Genomic DNA, 20,168 nt, shown 5'->3' on the forward strand with positions numbered 1-20,168 from the left:
TAAACCAAATATTACGAAACAACATCAATGCAACGCAAGCACAATTCTGGATAACTTGAATTGCCTCCCACTTCATCGAGAACTTTCCAGCAACGTGCACATTTATGTCCTGTTGCTACCCGAATACGAGGTGCGGCATGACCCTCTCCACCCTGTTTGGTTTCCACTGAATACAAAGATGCCGAACCCGGTATAATATTAATATCAACCCGGGACACAATAACCAGTTCAGCCCAGTCATAATGGCCAAACAAGGCGGCTTCTTCCTCTGAAAAATTCAATTCTACAGCAGCTTGGAGCGAAGACTTGATAATCCCTTCCCGACGCATATTTTCAATTTCCGTTGTAATGATACGACGAATGGAGCGTAATTGAATCCAACGTTTTGCCAAATTATCATTCGACCATTTCACAGGTATGAGAGGAAATTCTTCCAAATGAACAGTTGCATTCTCACCAAAGCGAGCAGTCCATGCATCCTCTGCAGTAAAGCATAATACCGGTGCCAACCAAGTACATAAACATCTATGCAATACATCCAATACGGTTCGAACCGCCCTACGACGTATATTTTCTTTTTTATCACAATAAAGTGAATCCTTGCGGATATCGAAATAGAAAGCCGACAAATCACTTGTACAAAAATAGTGTAAAGCAGGATAAACCCCAACCCATTCATGAGTATGAATAGCTTTTTGAATAACCTGATTCATTTCATAAATACGATGCAGAACCCATTGCTCAAGTTCAGGAAGATCCTCATAATCAAGTTTTTCCTTATCTGAAAACCCTTCCAAACCTCCAAGAACCCAACGTAACGTATTTCTCAAACGTCGGTATAATTCACCTTGCTGTTTTAAAATCTCTTTTCCAATTCGAAGATCTTCATTCGTATCAGAGTTCATTACCCATAAACGCAAAATGTCTGCGCCAAGTTCATCATTGACATTCTGGGGTGCAATAACATTACCGAGGGATTTTGACATTTTACGTCCCTGTTCATCCATTACAAATCCATTAGTGACAATGGCCTTGTAAGGTGCAACTCCACGTGTTCCCACACATTCTAGCAACGATGACTGGAACCAACCACGATGCTGGTCGGAACCTTCCAAATACAAATCCGCAGGAAAATCAAGTTTGTCCCTACCCAAGACAAAAGCATGCGTTGAACCACTTTCAAACCAAACATCCACAATGTCAAACACCTGTTCGTATTCTTCACTATTGTAATTTTCACCAAGAAAACGCGAGGGAGAAGAATTATACCATGCATCTGCACCTTCTTTTTTGAAAGCTTCTACAATCCGTTGCATAACTTCAGCATCCCTTAAAACCTCACGGGTTGCCTTATTGACAAAAACGGCGATTGGCACACCCCAGGCACGTTGCCGGCTAATACACCAGTCGGGACGCGAGGCAATCATGCTGGTCAAACGGTTACGGATTTGTGCGGGAACAAATGTAACATCCTCTAGAACTGACAATGCATTCTCACGAATTTTTCTATTATCATCCATTGCTATGAACCATTGCGGGGTAGCACGGTAAATAATCGGGGCCCGTGATCGCCAGGAATGAGGATAAGAATGCACGATGGAGGATTGGGCAACAAGACCAGTAAATGGTTTGTTTGCATTCCTTGCCTCATCTCTGGATAAGTTTAACTCTTCACAGACAGCTTCAGCCGCCTTGAAAACATGGATACCGGCAAATAGAGGGACATCCGAAGCGTAACGCCCATCATCTTCAACATATTCCGTTACACCAATTTGATGTTGCTGACATAAATAAAAATCATCTTCACCATGTGCGGGAGCACAATGAACCAATCCTGTTCCCGCTTCAGTCGTGACGAACTCGCCTGCTAATAAAGGGACATCAAAATCATAGCCTTTTCCCCGCAAGGGATGCGCTGCAACTGCACCTGCCAACGCGTTTCCTTCAAGCGATGCCTCTTCCTTGAATTCCGTAATACCTGCCTGTTCACAAAATGAGGTCAGCAAATCCTGTGCAATAAGAAAATTAGCTCCAATGGACACGTGGGAATCAGCGTTAACAGCTTTAACACTGATAATCTGATAGGTTATATCGTTATTGTAAGCTATGGCTCGGTTCGCAGGAATTGTCCATGGAGTCGATGTCCAGATAACAGCCGAAACATTTTCCAATAAATGCTGGGGGGTTGGATCTTTGACAAAAGGAAAAGCTACAAATATAGTTGTCGATGTATGATCGTGATATTCAATCTCGGCCTCAGCCAGAGCCGTTTTTTCAACCGGGCTCCACATAACCGGACGCAGGCCACGATATAAACTGCCATTTAATAGAAAACGACCAATTTCTTCAACAATGGCTGCCTCTGAACTGAAATCCATTGTTGCATATCGGTGATCCCACTCTGCCTGAACCCCAAGTCTCTGAAATTCGGATGATTGAATCGACAACCAGTTTTGGGCATAGCTGCGACATTCTGCCCGAAATTGCAATACCGGAATATCATCCTTGTTTTTACCTGCCTTGCGATATTTCTCTTCTACCTTCCACTCAATGGGCAAACCATGACAATCCCAACCGGGAATATATCGAACAACCTCTCCATTCATACGATGGGAACGATTAATCACATCCTTGATAATCTTGTTAAGCGCATGTCCGATATGCAAATGTCCATTGGCATAGGGAGGGCCATCGTGCAGGGTAAAGACCTTTTTCCCTTCCAAAACCCGTTGATCCGATTGCCGGATAATAGCCTCATCCAATCGTATTTTTTTCCAACGTTCCAAAATTTCAGGTTCCCGTTGAGGTAACCGCCCACGCATTGGGAATGAGGTTGAAGGTAAAAAAACTGTATCTCTATACAGGTCGGTAGATTTGGATTCAGCCATGATTTCGTTCTAACTGTAAAATTAAAGTAGATTAAGACAATATTTGATTTTATAAAATAAAACCAATTTCTAAAAAATAAAATTTATCATTATTAATAATTCTTTTTTACAAGGAATTAACAGAGTCATTTCTTATTTTAAAAAATTCTTTCGCATTATTTGCATCCCGGGCTATTTGTTTTTTCAATTCATTCAAATCACTAAAACGTTTTTCATCACGAATAAAATGATACAAATAAACCGTAATCTTTTGACCATAAATATCCTGGTTAAAATCAAACAAATGAGCTTCCAGACAGGCTCTGGTCTGTTTTCCAATTGTTGGACGGTATCCGAGATTGGCCACTCCTTCGTGCATTCTCCCATTGGCCAACCGAATTTTAATCGCATAAACCCCGCATTTGGGCTCTACTTGTTCCCCCAACTGTAAATTCGCAGTTGGAAAACCAATTGTCCTTCCCCTTTTATCCCCATGCTCCACTATATTCTGAATGCACCAGATCCTACCCAAATAATGGGCGGCCTTTTCAGGATTTCCATTTTTCAGACAGGAACGGATAAGGCTGGAAGAAATCACCGTTCCCTCTTCCCGCAAAGGTTTTACAATCGTAACGCCAATACCCAGTTTATCCGCTTCAGAAATCAAAAAATCGGTATTTCCTTGACGATTGTGCCCGAATACAAAACCCTCACCACAAGCTACATGAAAAATCCCGAATGATTTATAAAGAATTTGATGAATAAAATTCTTTGCATCTAGCGCAGCAAATTCTTGATCAAATGTTATCTGAAAAATATTATCAACACCCAGGGCGGACAAAGCTGCATTTCGCTCATCTGCATTCGTCAATCGAAATGAAATTTCCCTGCCTTCGAAAAGCTGTCTTGGATGAGGTTCAAAAGTTACTACAGATAAAGAACGGTCTGGAAACTGTTTTTTTAAAGTGTCCAATAAATAAGCGTGCCCACGATGCACACCGTCAAAATTGCCCAAAGCTGTTACAGAACCCCGGGCTGATAGCGGAATTGCCTGTCCGTTTGTATAGATAGTCGTCATAAACGGCAAATTTTCTTTCGTTATTAATCTAAAACCTCTTCTGAAACAACAAAACCTTATTTCTGTGTTTCGGATGATACAGGGGTTTTTTCCTTATTATCGTTAAAGGAAACAGAGGTATCCCCTTTGTTGTCGACATCTGGCAAAATTGTCTTGCTTTGTGGAGAAGAGGTTTCATCGTCGGCAATATTTTTCTTGAAAATCTTGATACCCTTGGCCAGATCTCCCATTAATGTTGAAATCTTTCCTGATCCAAAAACCAGCAAAACCACAATCAATACAATCAGCCAATGCCAAATACTCATACTGCCCATAATATATTTATTCCTTACACAACTTACACATGCAGACAATTTTCGGAAAATTCAATCGATTTTTTCTAACTTAAACACAGGAAATATCATAATTTAATTAAAATTATCATACTATATTTTACTTTTAACACCAAATTGCAAATCACGCGGTTTTTTGTTGCCTTGATCACGACTTGTTGGGAATAATAAAACCATAAGTCGCATATCGCTTGATACCGATCTTTCCCGTAGGAGCCCACCAAACCCTTACCAAAGACCAGTCATTACGTGATGAAACATCTATAATTGGCGCCTTGTGATCAATTCTCTGCGCTTCCCAATTGGCATGATCAACAATAATCGTGCGTGAATCCTGAAGTTTTTTTACGACAGAAACATGCCCATAAGGCAATCTGGAAGTTTTACGAAAAACCAATATTGCCCCCGGTTCTGGCCTTTTGGTTCTATAGTATTTCCCTCTTGACTGATACCACCAACTATAGGCTGCCCCCTGAAGTTCAACACCAGTGATCTTGCGGGCATAGGGTGCACATTGCAAGGAGCCATGATAGCTTCTTCCCCCTCCACAGGCAGCCAGCAAGGGAAGAATTCCAAAAAACATAATTAAGACGCGAACAAAAAATCCTGATTTCATTTTCCCCTATAAAGAACGTATTTTATTGATACATTCTTCTGCCTCTGCATGGGTCATCGATAAAACTTCTTTTGAGATTGTAAACGAAAATCCACGCCTTGCAAGGATCATTTGTTCACGATCCTTCAGTTCAGCTGTTTTTTTTAACAAACGCTGACGAAATGGTCCAATCTTCCTTTTCCGTGCATAGGCCAAAGCGGATAGCAGCTCAAGATGATCATCATGATATTCTTGCAAGGAGGACTGAATTAAGGAGGGATTGATTCCCTTTTGTATAAAACGTTCCTGAATTTGTTTTTTGGAACAACCCGCACGGATCAAAGATGGCATTTTGGAAAAAATAAATCTGTCATCATTAATACCGCCATTTTGCTTCAATTCATTGACAATCTGATCAATCTTATCGTATGCTTTCTTGAGAATTTCATCGTAATCTTGATCGTCCTCCTTTTGAATTTGTTTAATCCAACGATTGACTTTCTGTCTTAAAAGTTTAACCAATCCTGCCTCGGTATTATTATAACGGGCAAGATAATTCAGTGCATACTCTTTTAAGTCAGGAAGCTGTATCCTGTTTGACATGATTTGCATCACTTCCCTTTAAACATTATCCAATCAATTACCCTTGATTATATTAGGAATAAATTGACTTTTTTTTCTCAATCATTAATTATGTCTGTTTCCTTCAATAAAATCGACAAGAGAGATTATGATTTCCGCTTTGATGCCCACCTATAATCGTGCAAACCTTGCCTTTGACCATGGAAACGGCGTGTGGCTTTTTACGGTTGATGGACGACGATTTCTGGACTTCGGGGCCGGAATTGCAACATCATCTCTAGGTCATAATCATCCCCTTTTGTGTAAAGCTATTTCGGAACAGGCAAAAAAAGTCATTCATGTTTCCAATTTATACCAAATTCCTCAGGCAATAAAATTAGCCGAAAGATTAATAGCGATAAGTTTTGCCGACAGTGTGTTTTTTTGCAACTCTGGGGCAGAGGCAAACGAAGGAGTCATAAAGGCTATTCGTCGCGCCCAATATAAAAACAACCATCCAGAAAGAACAGATATCATCTGTTTTAATCACGCTTTTCATGGAAGAACTATTGCAACTTTGAATGCGACAGGCAATCAAAAATATCTGGAGGGTTTCGGGCCTAAAATACCTGGAATCAAACATATTCCAATACATGATATTGACCTGGTGAAAGAAGCCATTGACCAGAATACGGCAGGATTTCTGATCGAACCCATACAAGGCGAAAGTGGAATCACTGTTATTTCTCCTGATTTTCTAAAGGCATTGCGACAAATCTGTGATGAGAATGATCTTTTCCTAGGATTTGACGAAGTTCAGTGCGGAGTTGGCAGAACAGGTAAATTTTTTGCCTATCAATGGACAGATATTGAACCTGATATTCTTTCATTGGCAAAGGGTATCGCCGGGGGCGTACCCATGGGCGCTTTTCTTGCCAAGGAAAAAATCGCCAAACACATGACCTTTGGAACGCATGGATCAACCTTTGGAGGAAACCCTCTTGCATGTGCGGCTGGAAATGCAGTTATGGATATCATATTGAAACCTGGATTCCTGAAAAATATACAGGAAACAGGACTATATCTAAAGGAACAACTGCAACAATTAACCAAGATTTATCCAGATGTTTACGCTGAAGTTCGCGGAAAGGGTCTTTTATTGGGATTAAAGGGAACCATTCCTGCAAACGAGATACAAAATGCGGCCCTAGAGCAAAATCTACTGACCGTATTGGCAGGAAATAATGTCATTCGCATAATTCCTCCCCTAATTATAACCAAGGAGGAATGTCTGGATGGTATTCACCGGTTAAGAAATGCTGCCGAGCAATTACGTAAAAACCTGAAATCTGTTCAATGAGTAATTTCTATGAATAACCCAATTATTTCTCAATCAAAAAAAATAAAACACTTTTTAGAACTCAAAGATATTAGTAAACAAAATTTAAGAGATATAATCACCCTCGCCTCTCAAATCAAAGAAATGCAGGAAGATAGAAAATATCCCTCACATCCTGCCCAACCTCTGAAAGGACGTTCAATCGCACTTATCTTTTCCAAACCTTCAACCCGTACGCGCGTATCTTTTGAGGTGGGAATTCATCAACTGGGCGGTAATCCGATTGTTTTATCAACCAGTACAATGCAGATTGACCGGGGCGAAACCATTGCCGACACTGCCCGTGTTCTTTCAAGATTTGTGGATGGCATAGTTCTTCGAACAGGCTGTACCGAACATTTGACCGAATTGGCACAATTAAGTTCAGTCCCCGTTATTAACGGACTGACTCCCGCCTCGCATCCGGGACAAGTCATGGCTGATGTCATGACCTTTGAAGAACATAAAGGTCCTATCAAGGGACGTGTAATTGCCTGGGTTGGCGATGGTAACAATGTTGCAAATTCTTTCATTGAAGCTGCCGCACAATTTGATTTTACTCTTAAATTAGCCACCCCACCCGATTTATTGCCCTCAAAAACCATACTGTCATGGGCCAAAGAAATGGGGGCAGACATTCAACTGACCACAGATCCAAAAGAGGCAGTTAAAGATGCGGATTGTATTGTTACCGATACCTGGGTTAGCATGTCTGATAATGATTCTGAAAAACAACAACGTTTGAAATTATTGCATCCTTATCAAGTTAATCTCGATTTAATGAAACTAGCCGCCCATGATGCCATTTTCATGCATTGCTTGCCTGCCCATATCGGTGAAGAGGTAACCGCTGAGGTTTTTGAAAGTAAACAATCAGTTGTTTTCGATGAAGCTGAAAATCGTCTTCACGCACATAAAGCCATTCTGATTTGGGCTTTGATGGGTGATAATTGGCGTGATTACGGCTCCCGTTAATTCCATTCTTGAAATAGACAATATTTAGCCTATCTTTTCAAAAAAGATTTCTCGGCTATTCGTTTTTTTCTTGAGAAGATAACCATGAAAAACCTTCATCATTCCAATAATGATCGACCCAATGTTCCAGATATTACCTACGGCAAGGGAATTACGCCTTTTTTCTTCCCTTCGGCAAGAGGAAGGCTCATTCGTTTGGGACCTGTAGCTCATTCCATTCTTGAACACCACAACTACCCAGACTGTATCACCAGACTGGGAGGTGAAGCTTTGTCATTAGTTGCTGGCCTGGCTTCATCATTAAAATTTGAGGGATCCTTTTCTTTGCAAATCAAGGGAGAGGGAGTCGTGTCAATGTTGGTTGCTGATTGTACCCATAAAGGCGAGCTACGCTTCTATATCCGTTATGACAAAGACAAAATAAATGATTTTACTGAAAATGCATCAGCAAAAACACTTTTGAAAAAAGGATTATTCGTTCTGACCGTAGACCAACAAGACAAAAAAGACAATTATCAGGGGATGGTTGAACTGACAGGAGAAACACTTGCAGAAATGGCCAGTCACTATTTTGAAAATAGTGAGCAGTTTCCCTATTCAATTCAGTTATATTGCGAATGCTATCAAAATAAATGGCAAGCTGGCGGCCTAATTCTTGAAAAAATTGCCCATGAAAATTCAATCGTTTTGAAACCAGCCGCTGAAAATGATGAAAAAGAATGGGAAACAATATGTATTTTAGCCAACACTTTAAAAGCTTCAGAGTTATTTGATAAAAATCTGGCTTCAGAAAAATTACTTTATCGTCTTTTCAACAGTTTGGAATTTTCTGTTGGCAAGCCGAAAAGTGTCGCTTATGGTTGTCGTTGTTCCCGATCAAGGTTACAAGAGGTCTTGAACAATTTTTCCAAAGATGAACTTGATAGCATGGCAGAAAATGAAAAAATTATCATGACATGCGAATTTTGCTGTTACGATTTTATTTTTTCTCGTAAAGAAATCTAATAAAAATAATATCGATTAATAAGCAAATTCAAAATAATGTTAAAATTTTCTATTTGTTGAATATAAACAAATGTGAATTCTATAGAATTTTTACTAATTATAATATTCACTTTTTAATTTTTAAATGACCAAAAAACAGATAAAAAACTGTTTTAATAAATAACACCTAATAAAATTATGATTTCTTCGTATTGTTTCAAACAAATAAGCTTTTAACTCTCTATTATCATAATCATTGTCATATTTTATTCTAAACAAATTATATCATTCATAAAATTGGAATAGTAATATGATATAATTTTTTCAAAAGATTTGTTATCATGACTAAATTTTGGAATAGGATTATATCATGATAAACAGGTTAAATATATACGTATAATTAACCTGTTTTAACGTAACCAGCAATTAATGAATTTATAAATATCAAGGGGTTGTCATGTCATTCGAATTACGCAAATCGTTATCATATCGATTTAAATTTTATTTATCTGCATTTTTATGGATTAGTCCGGTCGTGATATTATCAGCTTGTGCACATAAAGATACCACTCAATATGCACCACTAACATATGATTATCTAACCCCTATATTCCTGAATGTTGGACAAATAAGCATACAGGATCATTCTAACGCAAATCAATATCCAAGGGATATTTCCAATTTAAGCCCGACCCCTCCCGCCATGGCCTTGAATAACATGGTTAATAATCGTCTTAAAGCAAGAGGCACATCCGGAAAGGCTATATTTACAATCAGCCGAGCTTCTTTGCAAGAAAACAGTGATGATGCCGTATACGGGCAAATTGATATTCGTCTCGATATTTATAACAACAATAATAGAAAAGTTGGCTCAATTCAGGTCAGTACAAATCATACATACCAGACTGATCATAATAAGGGAGACTTAGATAGCCGAGCAAATTTATATGATATTACCCAAAAAATGATGCAAGATGTCAATGTGGAACTAGAATATCAAATTCGCAATCATTTGGAGCCCTGGATTGTTGATGCCACAGGCACACCAATTTCAGACTCAATTAAAACACAGGATTTAAATGATAAGGAATCTTCAACCGCTGTAAAACATGATATGTCCCCTCCCGATCACAGGAATATAGCACCTGCCACCAACAAACCTTCTGCTTCAAACGCAGATTTAAATGCTGTTTTCCCTGATGGCATTCCCAACAATGAATCTGCCGCATCCCCAGTCCATGATACACAACCTGTTTCTTCAACTAAAGGTAAATATCCTGTTGGGGTATTGGGAACACTGCCTCAATCAGCCATTTCCAAAAAATACTAGATTCTAAAGCAATAACAAGGAAAGTGAACGTACACCCTGGGCGCCATGGATCAATGCCCCTTCAATATCTGCGGTGGCCGAGGGACCTGTATGTAGTGCTGCATAATGATTTCGCCTCCATTCCGGACGTGCATACGCATCATGCAGGTTTTCCACGATTTCGGAGCTGTTCAATAAAACGACCAGATGTTGCGGCAAATAACCCAAAGTATTTACAACCAGATCTTTTTCGGTAAGACAAACAGATCCTGTTTCAGCCACACCAAAACTTGCCCTGACAACTGCATAGTCAATATCATGCAAACTATTCGGAGGCGTTTGATCCGTTATATTATAATCACCCTTTATTTCCTTAACAACAGAACAGATATTCTTTGCGTTTGAAAGTTTTTCATAAATCGACTCAAAAGGATTATCGGCATGATTTTCCAGTAATTCACCCCCCATCTGCTCAAAAACTTTCTTAAATTTTTTTATCAAATCAAGATCATTCTGGTGAAACAGGGGAACAGAAGGAGGCTTAACATATTCATCAACACAGGCCTTGCGAATTTTGCCCAAAATGATATCACGACTATTCATTAACGCTTTCCTTTTTCAGATAATTCTTTTCATACCAGCTATGAAAGGTCTCCTTGGGTGCAGGTGGCAAGTCCCTCTGTTTTCCCCATTTATTGAGATTATTGTAAACAATAAAATGTGGGAGATATTTCAATGCCCGATCGGCATTTTTTATCGCGGCCCTATACAGGACCGGATTGCCCAAAATTTTCCCGGCGGCCTGCATCAATATTCTTTTTGCAAGGGACAATTCACCCTTTTCTGCCAATGTCTCTCGCCACTCAAAAATTTGTTCATGAATATTGATTTTAACAGGACAGACATTAGAACAACTGCCATTCAAGGTTGAGGCAAAGGGAAGGTTGCGAAATTTATGGGCATTGTATCCCGGACTAAGTATCAAACCAATTGGCCCTGCATAGGTACTTCCATAACTTAATCCACCACTACGACGAAACACGGGACATGTGTTCATACAGGCACCACAGCGTATACATTTCAAGCCTGCCTTGAATTTCTTGTCAGCTAAACGGGTGGAACGCGTATTATCGACCAGTATGACATGCATTTCCCCGCCATGATGTCTGGGCCCCCGGAAATAAGATGTATATTGTGTTATTGGGGAACCTAGCGCACTACGTGACAATAAACGAATGAATACTGCCAGATGTTCAAGCCCTGGAACTATTTTTTCAATTCCGACCGTTACAATATGCATCCCGGGTGTATTGGCAGAAAGATCGGCATTCCCTTCATTCGTGCAAACAACCACCGCACCCGTTTCAGCAACCAAAAAATTTCCTCCTGTCATGCCAGCTTCGGCTTTCAGGATCAAGGGACGATTTGTTTCGCGCTGGGTTTCGGCAAGATAATGTATATCATTATTGCCCGCCTGTGCCCCGAGAGTTCTGGTAAAAACCCTGGAAACATCCGTACGGGATTTGTGAACAGCCGGAACAACAACATGACTTGGATCCTCATTGTCCAATTGCTGGATCCGTTCACCTAGATCCGTTTCAATTACGTTGATCCCCTCCTTTTCCACAGCCTTTCGCAAACCACATTCTTCCCCAAGCATGGATTTGCTTTTCACTAAAATTTTGGTCTGGCGTTTTTTCATCAACTCGATGGCAATCGAATTACACTCTTCAGCATTTTGCGCCCAATGAACATGAATACCATTATCTTTGGCATTTTTTTCAAACATTTCGAGATAATGAGCAAGATGATCAAGCGTGTGCTCCTTGATATCCGAAGCCAACTGTCTAAGTTCCTCCCATTCTGGGATAAGATGCATTTGCGCATCACGCTTTTTACGTAAATCCCATAAACGGTTATCATGCATTTTCTCGTGGGCCTGCGCAGCGATAAAGCGATTGGCGGCTTCAAGCTGATCTATGGGTTTATTACCTTTGACAACCGCGCCCCTTGCGCCAACTTCATGTTGAAGCGCCACATCATTCACGTCTGAATTAATATTGACATTCATTATAGATCTCCATTCAGAACGCGTGCAATATGGGCATATTTCACGGGAATTTTCATCCGTTGCGCGCATCCCTGCTGATGCATGAGACAAGAGCTGTCTGCGGAAATTACGTATTCTGCACCGCTATTATATTGGTCCATAACCTTATCCTGACCCATTTTTGCTGAAACACCCTCCTCAAAAACTGAAAAGGTTCCCCCAAAACCACAACACTCATCAGGACGTGTCAATTCAACAAATTCAATTCCTCTTACCTTTTCAAGCAAATCCCTGGGTTTTGAGAAATATGGTTCCCTCAATTCTGACATGCTCGCATGTCTTAGTCCTCTCAATGCATTGCAATTATTATGAATGGCAACCTTGTAGGGAAAAAACGCCCAGGGAAAAGAATCAATCTTGAGAATATCATGCAGAAACTCAACCAGATCATAAGTATGCGTTCTGACATGTTTTACCTCATCAGTCTGTTCGATGGCATCAAAATTGGAACGAACCTGATGCGTACAGCTTCCCGATGGCATGACAATATAATCAAATTGCGAGAAATTCCTCACAAACAGGGTTTCAGTCGCGGCAGCCTCTTTATGGCACCCCGTATTAGTCATGGGTTGACCACAACAGGTTTGATCAAAAGGATATGTAATATCCAGATCAAAACGTTCCAATAACTTTAAAGTTGAAATACCAACTTCAGGTTCCAATGCATCCATGTAACATGGAATGAATAACCCTACCTTCATTTGTGCAAACCTTGATATCCATTTGTAATTATTATATTTTCAATGGCAATTTATCACTTTATGAGTTGTTTCACTACTTGTAATTATTGTTTTGATTTTTAATTTTTAACATTTTCAATATTTTTTATCACCAAATCCGGGGTCAGGATCTGGGGCAACACCCTGGGGTTTCCATAGGCAGGATAATAGATATAAAGTGGAACCCCTTCCCGTCCAAACTGTTTTAGAAAACGACTGATTTCATTATTGTGATGTGTCCAATCACCAATCACATATTGAATATGATGACGATGGAAATAGTCTCTTACTTTTCGGTTGGATAAGGCAACCCTATCATTAACGAGACATGTTAGACACCAACTTGCCGTCATGTTAACAAATACAGCTTTATGATCAATCTGCAATTGCTGAACATTCTTTAATGAAAATACCATATATTCCCTATTTTTTACTGTTTCATTAGAGGATTGCACAAGATTCATTTCCGTGATCATACCTCCTAACAAAATGAAAATCAGAATAAGCGTGATACTGGTAACCCTTTGAAATACACGTGTAGCAGTTTTATATCGCAATAGCTGATTTTTACCCAATAACCATGCTCCAAATCCAATTAAAACACAGCCTAACAAAACAGTTAATAAAGATATGGACTGATCATGCTGATAAATTACCCATACCAGCCACACACAACTAAGTAATAGGGGAAATGCCAAAAATTGCTTCAATATTTCCATCCATATTCCTGGTCTCGGTAAAAAACGGGTCAATTTTGGAATAAAAACCAATAGCAAATAGGGAAAGGATAGACCCAATCCCATTCCTATAAATATAAAAAAAGTTTTTTCGGCTGAACTATTTAAGGCGGCTGCTACAGCTATACCCATAAATGGTGCGGTGCAAGGTGTTGCAACCAAGACAGCAAGAATACCTGTAAGAAAATCAGAAAGGTAAGAGGATGAATTTGTTCTTGAATAAAATGAAAAATTTATTGTGAAGGCATCCAGAAGATTTAAGGCAATGATAAATAATAACCAGCATAGAATTATCAAAAATGAAACCGATTGAAACTGAAAACCCCATGTTATCTGTTTTCCCATCCAGCGCAGACTTATAAATATGAGCGATATACCCGTAAAACTGCTTAAGATCCCTGCCGTGTATGACAGACATGACCGGTATTGATAGGCACGGTTTTTATTTCCCAAACGACTTAAGGATAATAATTTCATGGCAATGACAGGAAAAACGCAAGGCATGAAATTTAACAGACACCCTCCAAGAAAGGCGCTGCTGATCAATAAAAATAGATTCAGAATATGTGAGACAGGTTTCTTTTTAATTATGGGATGAATTGACCAGTAATGAATCTTGCCATTGTAATTCTTCAATGCCAAGATACCAGCCAGGGACTGATCAAGCCGTTTTTCAGATAATAGGGGCAATTTCAATTCAAAATATTCTGGATTGATTTGAAAATGCTGTTTTTGATCTTGATCAATCAATCCCGATCTTTCTGGCATAAACCAAGCATCCTGCACTTGATCAAACAGAGGATCTGTTTTATTGCCCCACAATTTTCCATTTGGTGTAATGAATAAATTATGTTGCAAAGGCCTGGGTTTATTATTCAGTGATTTTTGAATTAAGATCGCTTCATTTGCCTGATTGATTTTTCCTTTTGGTAGATCAATTGTAAATTCGGCCTGCACGGGAACACAGATATTGGCACAAATCAACCACGTCGCCTTGATATGAAGATGCAGATCTTTGGCACGATAGGATTCTGGAATATGAAGATAAAAAGGTAAAATAACTTCCCCATCATATATGTAAGACAATAAACCTTTTTCAAACAACCGCTTAGGAACAGGCCATTCTATTTTTGGAAATATAACTTTTCTATCATGGTTGATTGAAACTTGTAACGAAGCAGGATCTCCCGCATCTCCCGGATTCAGCCAATAAGTGTGCCACCCTTGCTCCAGTTTGATTTTAAGGGCTAGTAAAGACCGATCAACATCATCATTGAAATCGCTTGCACTGATGATACTTGCCTCAACATGCGCTTTAAAGATTTTATCGCTTTCTTTACCCCAAATAACATGCGTGTTAAACCCTATTACAATCAATAATATAGTAATCCAAAATCGCACTTGATTTAATCCTGTCCCTGTCAATAATATTCCATTTTTATCTTAAAGATGAGATAAACAAAATTAATAATCATTCATGTCACCAAGGCATTTTATCGACTAGTCTCAACTTATGTTTAAACCTGATCCCATTTCCCTACCAATACAGAATACCTTACCAGAACTCCATGATCATCTACTTACCCATCAGAACTGTATTCTTGTAGCTTCACCAGGGTCAGGAAAAACAAGCCTTGTACCTTTGTCATTATTACAGGCTCCATGGCGAAACGGACATAGGATTATCATGCTGGAACCACGACGCATTGCCGCCCGAGCCGCAGCAAAACAGATGGCCTGTCTATATCATGAAACTATTGGCCAAACGATAGGTTACAGAACCCGCATGGAAAAAGTGGCCAGTTCAAAAACCCGTATAGAGGTTGTTACACATGGACTGTTCTTGAGACATCTTTTGAACAATCCATTTCTTGACCAAGTTGCCGCCATTATTTTTGACGAAATTCATGAACGTTCCCTTGAGTCTGACCTCTGTCTTGCCTTGTGTCGTGATCTTCAAAAAAACCTGAGACCGGATTTAAGGCTCATCGCAATGTCGGCTACACCATCCTTGTCTCAACTACAAAAAATATTAAACTGTCAGATTATTGAAAATAAATCAAGAATACATCCTGTAACAATACATCATCGACAAAGAGATATTCATGCAATAAAAGATTTGCCCAAAATAACCGCTGCGGAAATAGAGAATGTTTATTACAAAAATCAGGGTAATATACTGGTATTTTTACCAGGCGTTACCGAAATTCATCGCACAATGAATATACTTACATTACCAGATGCTGAAGTTCTTCCTCTGTATGGCGAATTACATTCCACAGAACAGGTCAAGGCCTTGCGATCTGTCAGTGCCAAAGATAAAAGGCGGATAGTTTTGACCACTTCCATTGCTGAAACTTCCCTAACCGTTCCTGGCGTAAGGATTGTCATTGATGGAGGTTTTCGTCGTGCTCCTCAATTGGACGGAGACACTGGACTAACACGACTTTTAACACGAAGAATATCCAGGGCAGCAGCTGATCAAAGGGCTGGAAGGGCTGGACGTGAAGCTGAGGGAATTGTCTATCGTCTATGGACCCAAGCGATGGAACGAAGTTTTATCCCGCATGATTCTCCTGAAATATTATCCAGTGAATTAAGTGAATTCTTATTGATTTGCAAAACATGGACAGACCTTATGGGAACCTCAATAAAGGAATTGGTCTTTCCTGATTTTCCTTCCAATGGCCTTCTTGAGGCGGCCAGCAATTTACTGACTTTATTAGGTGCGTTAAATGAAAAAGGGCTCATCACTGATTTTGGTAAAAAAATTATTCAATTCGGTGCGCATCCACGTTTGGCGTCAATGATGTTAAGAGCAAACTCAAATGAAGAAAAGGCATTGGCGGCCGATCTGGCTGCATTACTGGAAGAGCGTGATCCTTTTCGTAAAAATCATGACCAATCCTGCGATATCCAAACTCGTCTGAACTGGCTACAAACCCTACCTCATAATCAACATGATAAGGAATTATGGCACCATATCCACCATATAGGCCAGGAATATCGCAAAAGATTAAAAATACCACTCACCCAAAAATCTCTTGGAAATCCTGCCAAATTATTATGCGCCGCTTTTCCCGACCGATTGGCACAAAAACGTGATGAAATTGGATCATTCCGATTGGCAGGCGGTGGCAGTGCATATCTTTCTCAACAAGATATATTAGCAAAGGAAAAACTATTAATTGTTGCAAATATCCATACTCAGAAAAAAGCCAGAATCTGTCTGGCAGCACGCATGAATTCCGATATTCTTCCCAATTTTATCCTTAATCGGTCCCGTCAGGTAGAAAATATTTCTATTGACCCAACCACTGGAAAAGTCATTGCCCGAAAACAAGTAAAATTTGGGCGGCTTATTTTACAAGACAGAAACGATATAGCCCCAGCCGAAAAGGCTTATCCGGTCTTGCTTGGTTATGTTAAAAACAATTTTTATAAGGCTTTGAACTGGAACGAGGCTACAAAACAATTACAGTCACGTGCTTCATGGGCAAGACAATATTTAACAGAAGAAAAAATTCCGGATTTAACTGATGACAAGCTTGAAGTGCATATTGAAAAATGGTTATCCCCCTGGATCACACAAATCAATAATTTGAAAGATCTAAAAAAAATAGACTTAAAAAATATTCTCGAAGCCTATCTTGGTTATGATATTTGCCAAAAACTAAATCGGTTATTTCCTGAATTTATTATATTGAATCATAATAAATTTTATATTGATTATACACAACCTGCACCCATTATTTCGGCACATGCACAAAAATTTTATGGTATAAAAGATACTCCTTCTATTGCAAAAGGACAAATTCGATTACAATGCTGTCTTCTGTCCCCAGCCAATAGACCTCAAGCAGTAACCAGTGATTTGAAAAATTTTTGGAAAGAGGGTTGGAAAGATATGAGAAAAGATATGAAGGGGCGTTATCCCAAACATCACTGGCCAGAAAATCCCATGAATGACGAATAATAGTTTATTTAATAACTTAAATTTTTTGAATAGATTAATAATGTTTGTACCAATTGAATATTCAAACCAGATAAAAAAAAAGCTAGGTCTCAATCTCAAGACTTATCTCATTATTATTTTATTCAATTTTCCCGTCTATGCCCAGGATATAAATAAAAAAGATATCGAACCATCAAAAACAGTCATTCCATCCGACACATTTACGACCTCCGCAACACCACTTGTAGAAAATGGGCCTCTGACCTTTTCCCCGCTAGTGAAAAAAGTTGTACCAGCCGTTGTTAACATTTCGGTTTCCCAAAATATATATACAAAACAATCCAGAAACATTCATATACCACCCTCCTTAAAGGGAACACCATTTGAAAAAGAATTCAGGCAACGTCAACATACCCGCAACCGTAGGGTTACAGAAGCTGGGTCTGGTTTTATCATTGATCCCCATGGGATCATAGTAACCAATACGCATGTAATCGGGACCTCCAACAACATAACAGTTTATCTTACGAATGGAAAACGTTTCACAGCAAAAGTTATCGGTAATGATTCTCTCACAGACATAGCAGTCATCAAAATTGATAGCGATCATCCCCTTCCCTATGTACAATGGGGTGACAGTCGCAAAGTGGAGGTTGGTGACTGGATTCTTGCTGCAGGAAACCCTTTTGGCCTTGGTTCTTCTGTCACCGCCGGAATTGTATCAGCTCGTGGTCGCGATATTGGTTCCAGCCCTTTTGATGATTTTTTGCAATTGGATGCTCCAATGAATCCGGGAAATTCTGGAGGACCATCCTTTAACCTTGCCGGACAAGTTGTCGCCTTGAATACCGCAATTGTTTCCCCTACCGGAAGTTCTGTTGGAATTGGTTTTGGTATCCCCTCTGAAATCGCTGCCCCCATTGTTACTCAACTATGTAAAACAGGATTTATTGACCGCGGATGGCTTGGTGTTACCCTTGAAGAGGATTCTGGACACAATGGAGTGAAAATCATTGATCTTGATCTGGATGGCCCGGCCTACAAGGCAAAAATCAAAATTAATGATCGCGTTGAATTAATTGACGATCAGCATGTAGACACAATTCGTACTTTTATTAAAACAGTGGCCATTGCACATCCTGGATCAAATTTACAACTGACAATAAGGCGCAACAAGAAAACCATCAAACTTGATGTTACGGTTGGTCATCGACCAAAAGATGATGTAGAATAACAAATTTTTTTTATCTCTTGCTAAAATAAAATTTTTTTATAGATTGATATCATGAATACGAATAATTTTATTACATTGCTGATCAATTTTATCTTAAGATAACAATTAAATGAATATTTTAATCCATTTTAACAAATATAATATTTAATCTTTACTAATTACAAATGGTTATAAATACTATTAATTGATCACTTGAAATTATTTAATCATAAAAAATCTTTATAATTTATGTTTTCCCCATAACTTTGATTGAGGAATTTTTTGATGCATCGTCGTTTCATACAAACCCCTGTATCTCAATTTTTATTGTTTTGCAATAATACTAAAATAAATTTTTCGTTAATTTGCATCTCTGTGATATTTACTTCACATTACACATATGCAAGCAATGCGTCTAAATCCGATATAAACAATTCATCAATCAATAATATATCCGACAGTGTCAATGTATTGGATGAACAACGATATACGGGTTCCCTTCTTTCCCCTTCAGGTGCCATTACCAAGGCAGGTATCCTTGCTTTGGAACCGTATCTCCAATCTACAATCAGCCGAGGGGCCTATCAATCTGATGGCAGTGTCAAAAATAGCAAACACAGGACAGATTCAGCGGATAGTTTCCTTTTGATCAAATACGCCATTACCGATAATCTGACCATTCAAGCAACCCCACAGGTTAATTATGCATGGAACGGTAAAACCACATCCAGCAGTGTACATATTTCTGACTTGCCTGTAGAATTTCAATATCGCTGGATTGACCAGGATAACGCACATTATCGACCCAGTTTCACGACTTTCCTGGGCATGAATTTTCCTACTGGCAATTTTGATCAGTTGAACCGTTCCCTTGATGCTTTTGGAAGTGGACAGTATACCCTACGTTTTGGTCTTCATTCCCAAGCTGCCTATGAAATATTTCATCGCGCCATACGCTTCCGCTGGTGGGGTGTAGGTCGAAAACCTATTGGTCACCGAAATATCAAGGGGATAAGCAACTATGGTACAGATCAGGGTTTTGCAGGCACAGTCAGAGGTGGCTTATTTGGCAACGCCGGATTTTCATTTGAATTTGGAATAACCAAAGCATGGGTATTGGCCTTTGACTTTCAGTATGATTGGGCTCAGGGGACACATATTAAGGGAAATTATAATCACCAGCGTTATTTACGCCATATCACAGGTGCCTCTCATGATTTTCAAATCGCTCCTGGTATAGAATATAACTTTACACCGGCCGTTGGACTTATCGCTGGTGCGGCATTGACCGTTGACGGCCATAATACCAATGATTTCATTCAACCTCAATGTGCCGTGAACATCGTTTTTTAATC

15 protein-coding genes and 1 pseudogene are annotated in these 20,168 nt (G+C 39.3%); 7 read left to right on the plus strand and 9 right to left on the minus strand.

Going from position 1 to position 20,168, the window contains the following annotated elements; genetic code table 11:
* Positions 1-11: 11 nt before the first annotated feature.
* The 5 genes and pseudogenes from ileS to GM552_RS06020 form a co-directional block, all read right to left on the minus strand.
* Positions 12-2,888 (minus strand): isoleucine--tRNA ligase, encoded by a 2,877-nt coding sequence (gene ileS / locus GM552_RS06000; protein ID WP_155565683.1) that lies wholly within the window; start codon positions 2,886-2,888, stop codon positions 12-14.
* A 106-nt stretch (positions 2,889-2,994) separates the two neighbouring features.
* The gene (locus GM552_RS06005; protein ID WP_155565684.1) at positions 2,995-3,945 is read right to left on the minus strand and encodes a bifunctional riboflavin kinase/FAD synthetase; all 951 of its coding nucleotides are present in this window, start codon (positions 3,943-3,945) and stop codon (positions 2,995-2,997) included.
* A gap of 140 nt (positions 3,946-4,085) precedes the next feature.
* A pseudogene (locus tag GM552_RS09005) lies at positions 4,086-4,259 on the minus strand (twin-arginine translocase TatA/TatE family subunit); the annotation flags it as partial.
* A 166-nt stretch (positions 4,260-4,425) separates the two neighbouring features.
* Positions 4,426-4,893, minus strand: a complete 468-nt coding sequence (locus GM552_RS06015; protein ID WP_230873441.1) for a CHAP domain-containing protein — start codon at positions 4,891-4,893, stop codon at positions 4,426-4,428.
* 6 nt (positions 4,894-4,899) lie between these two features.
* Positions 4,900-5,484 (minus strand): regulatory protein RecX, encoded by a 585-nt coding sequence (locus GM552_RS06020; RefSeq protein ID WP_155565686.1) that lies wholly within the window; start codon positions 5,482-5,484, stop codon positions 4,900-4,902.
* 118 nt (positions 5,485-5,602) lie between these two features.
* Here GM552_RS06020 and GM552_RS06025 point away from each other — a divergent pair, with 118 nt between their 5' ends.
* The 4 genes from GM552_RS06025 (at position 5,603) to GM552_RS06040 (ending at position 10,100) form a co-directional block, all read left to right on the plus strand.
* Positions 5,603-6,793, plus strand: coding sequence for an aspartate aminotransferase family protein (locus GM552_RS06025; RefSeq protein ID WP_155565687.1), 1,191 nt, complete (start codon positions 5,603-5,605; stop codon positions 6,791-6,793).
* A 9-nt stretch (positions 6,794-6,802) separates the two neighbouring features.
* Entirely contained in the window at positions 6,803-7,786 is a 984-nt protein-coding gene (gene argF, locus GM552_RS06030; RefSeq protein ID WP_155565688.1) for an ornithine carbamoyltransferase, read from the plus strand.
* Positions 7,787-7,870: 84 nt separating this feature from the next.
* Positions 7,871-8,791, plus strand: a complete 921-nt coding sequence (locus GM552_RS06035) for an Hsp33 family molecular chaperone HslO (protein WP_155565689.1) — start codon at positions 7,871-7,873, stop codon at positions 8,789-8,791.
* 436 nt (positions 8,792-9,227) lie between these two features.
* On the plus strand, positions 9,228-10,100 hold the full coding sequence (locus GM552_RS06040; protein ID WP_155565690.1) for a hypothetical protein: 873 nt from the start codon (positions 9,228-9,230) through the stop codon (positions 10,098-10,100).
* 3 nt (positions 10,101-10,103) lie between these two features.
* Here the strand turns inward: GM552_RS06040 and GM552_RS06045 are convergent, their stop codons facing one another.
* From GM552_RS06045 to GM552_RS06060, 4 genes are all read right to left on the minus strand, one after another.
* The gene (locus tag GM552_RS06045) at positions 10,104-10,682 is read right to left on the minus strand and encodes an LUD domain-containing protein (protein ID WP_155565691.1); all 579 of its coding nucleotides are present in this window, start codon (positions 10,680-10,682) and stop codon (positions 10,104-10,106) included.
* On the minus strand, positions 10,675-12,150 hold the full coding sequence (locus GM552_RS06050; protein WP_196424874.1) for a lactate utilization protein B: 1,476 nt from the start codon (positions 12,148-12,150) through the stop codon (positions 10,675-10,677). Before GM552_RS06050 ends, GM552_RS06045 begins: the two co-directional genes overlap by 8 nt.
* Positions 12,150-12,890, minus strand: a complete 741-nt coding sequence (locus GM552_RS06055) for a (Fe-S)-binding protein (RefSeq protein ID WP_155565693.1) — start codon at positions 12,888-12,890, stop codon at positions 12,150-12,152. The genes GM552_RS06050 and GM552_RS06055 overlap by 1 nt, the downstream gene beginning before the upstream one ends.
* A gap of 98 nt (positions 12,891-12,988) precedes the next feature.
* Complete coding sequence (locus GM552_RS06060) at positions 12,989-15,046, minus strand: protein-disulfide reductase DsbD domain-containing protein (protein ID WP_196424860.1); 2,058 nt, start codon at positions 15,044-15,046, stop codon at positions 12,989-12,991.
* A 112-nt stretch (positions 15,047-15,158) separates the two neighbouring features.
* On the opposite strand from GM552_RS06060, the gene hrpB reads away from it, so the two are divergent.
* The 3 genes from hrpB (at position 15,159) to GM552_RS06075 (ending at position 20,166) form a co-directional block, all read left to right on the plus strand.
* Entirely contained in the window at positions 15,159-17,621 is a 2,463-nt protein-coding gene (hrpB, locus tag GM552_RS06065) for an ATP-dependent helicase HrpB (protein WP_155565695.1), read from the plus strand.
* A gap of 40 nt (positions 17,622-17,661) precedes the next feature.
* Positions 17,662-18,834, plus strand: coding sequence for a S1C family serine protease (locus GM552_RS06070; protein WP_155565696.1), 1,173 nt, complete (start codon positions 17,662-17,664; stop codon positions 18,832-18,834).
* A gap of 264 nt (positions 18,835-19,098) precedes the next feature.
* Positions 19,099-20,166, plus strand: a complete 1,068-nt coding sequence (locus GM552_RS06075) for a hypothetical protein (protein ID WP_110438291.1) — start codon at positions 19,099-19,101, stop codon at positions 20,164-20,166.
* Positions 20,167-20,168 lie beyond the last annotated feature (2 nt).

The sequence above is a fragment of the Commensalibacter sp. ESL0382 genome, assembly GCF_009725775.1.
GTDB lineage: Bacteria > Pseudomonadota > Alphaproteobacteria > Acetobacterales > Acetobacteraceae > Commensalibacter > Commensalibacter melissae.

Coding starts and splice junctions, on each gene's coding strand:
- ileS (WP_155565683.1), bottom strand. CDS start 2,888: ATGGCTGAATCCAAATCTACCGACCTGTATAGAGATACAGTTTTTTTA.
- GM552_RS06035 (WP_155565689.1), top strand. CDS start 7,871: ATGAAAAACCTTCATCATTCCAATAATGATCGACCCAATGTTCCAGAT.
- GM552_RS06020 (WP_155565686.1), bottom strand. CDS start 5,484: ATGCAAATCATGTCAAACAGGATACAGCTTCCTGACTTAAAAGAGTAT.
- GM552_RS06070 (WP_155565696.1), top strand. CDS start 17,662: ATGTTTGTACCAATTGAATATTCAAACCAGATAAAAAAAAAGCTAGGT.
- GM552_RS06015 (WP_230873441.1), bottom strand. CDS start 4,893: ATGAAATCAGGATTTTTTGTTCGCGTCTTAATTATGTTTTTTGGAATT.
- GM552_RS06045 (WP_155565691.1), bottom strand. CDS start 10,682: ATGAATAGTCGTGATATCATTTTGGGCAAAATTCGCAAGGCCTGTGTT.
- GM552_RS06075 (WP_110438291.1), top strand. CDS start 19,099: ATGCATCGTCGTTTCATACAAACCCCTGTATCTCAATTTTTATTGTTT.
- GM552_RS06040 (WP_155565690.1), top strand. CDS start 9,228: ATGTCATTCGAATTACGCAAATCGTTATCATATCGATTTAAATTTTAT.
- hrpB (WP_155565695.1), top strand. CDS start 15,159: ATGTTTAAACCTGATCCCATTTCCCTACCAATACAGAATACCTTACCA.
- GM552_RS06055 (WP_155565693.1), bottom strand. CDS start 12,890: ATGAAGGTAGGGTTATTCATTCCATGTTACATGGATGCATTGGAACCT.
- argF (WP_155565688.1), top strand. CDS start 6,803: ATGAATAACCCAATTATTTCTCAATCAAAAAAAATAAAACACTTTTTA.
- GM552_RS06025 (WP_155565687.1), top strand. CDS start 5,603: ATGATTTCCGCTTTGATGCCCACCTATAATCGTGCAAACCTTGCCTTT.
- GM552_RS06050 (WP_196424874.1), bottom strand. CDS start 12,150: ATGAATGTCAATATTAATTCAGACGTGAATGATGTGGCGCTTCAACAT.
- GM552_RS06005 (WP_155565684.1), bottom strand. CDS start 3,945: ATGACGACTATCTATACAAACGGACAGGCAATTCCGCTATCAGCCCGG.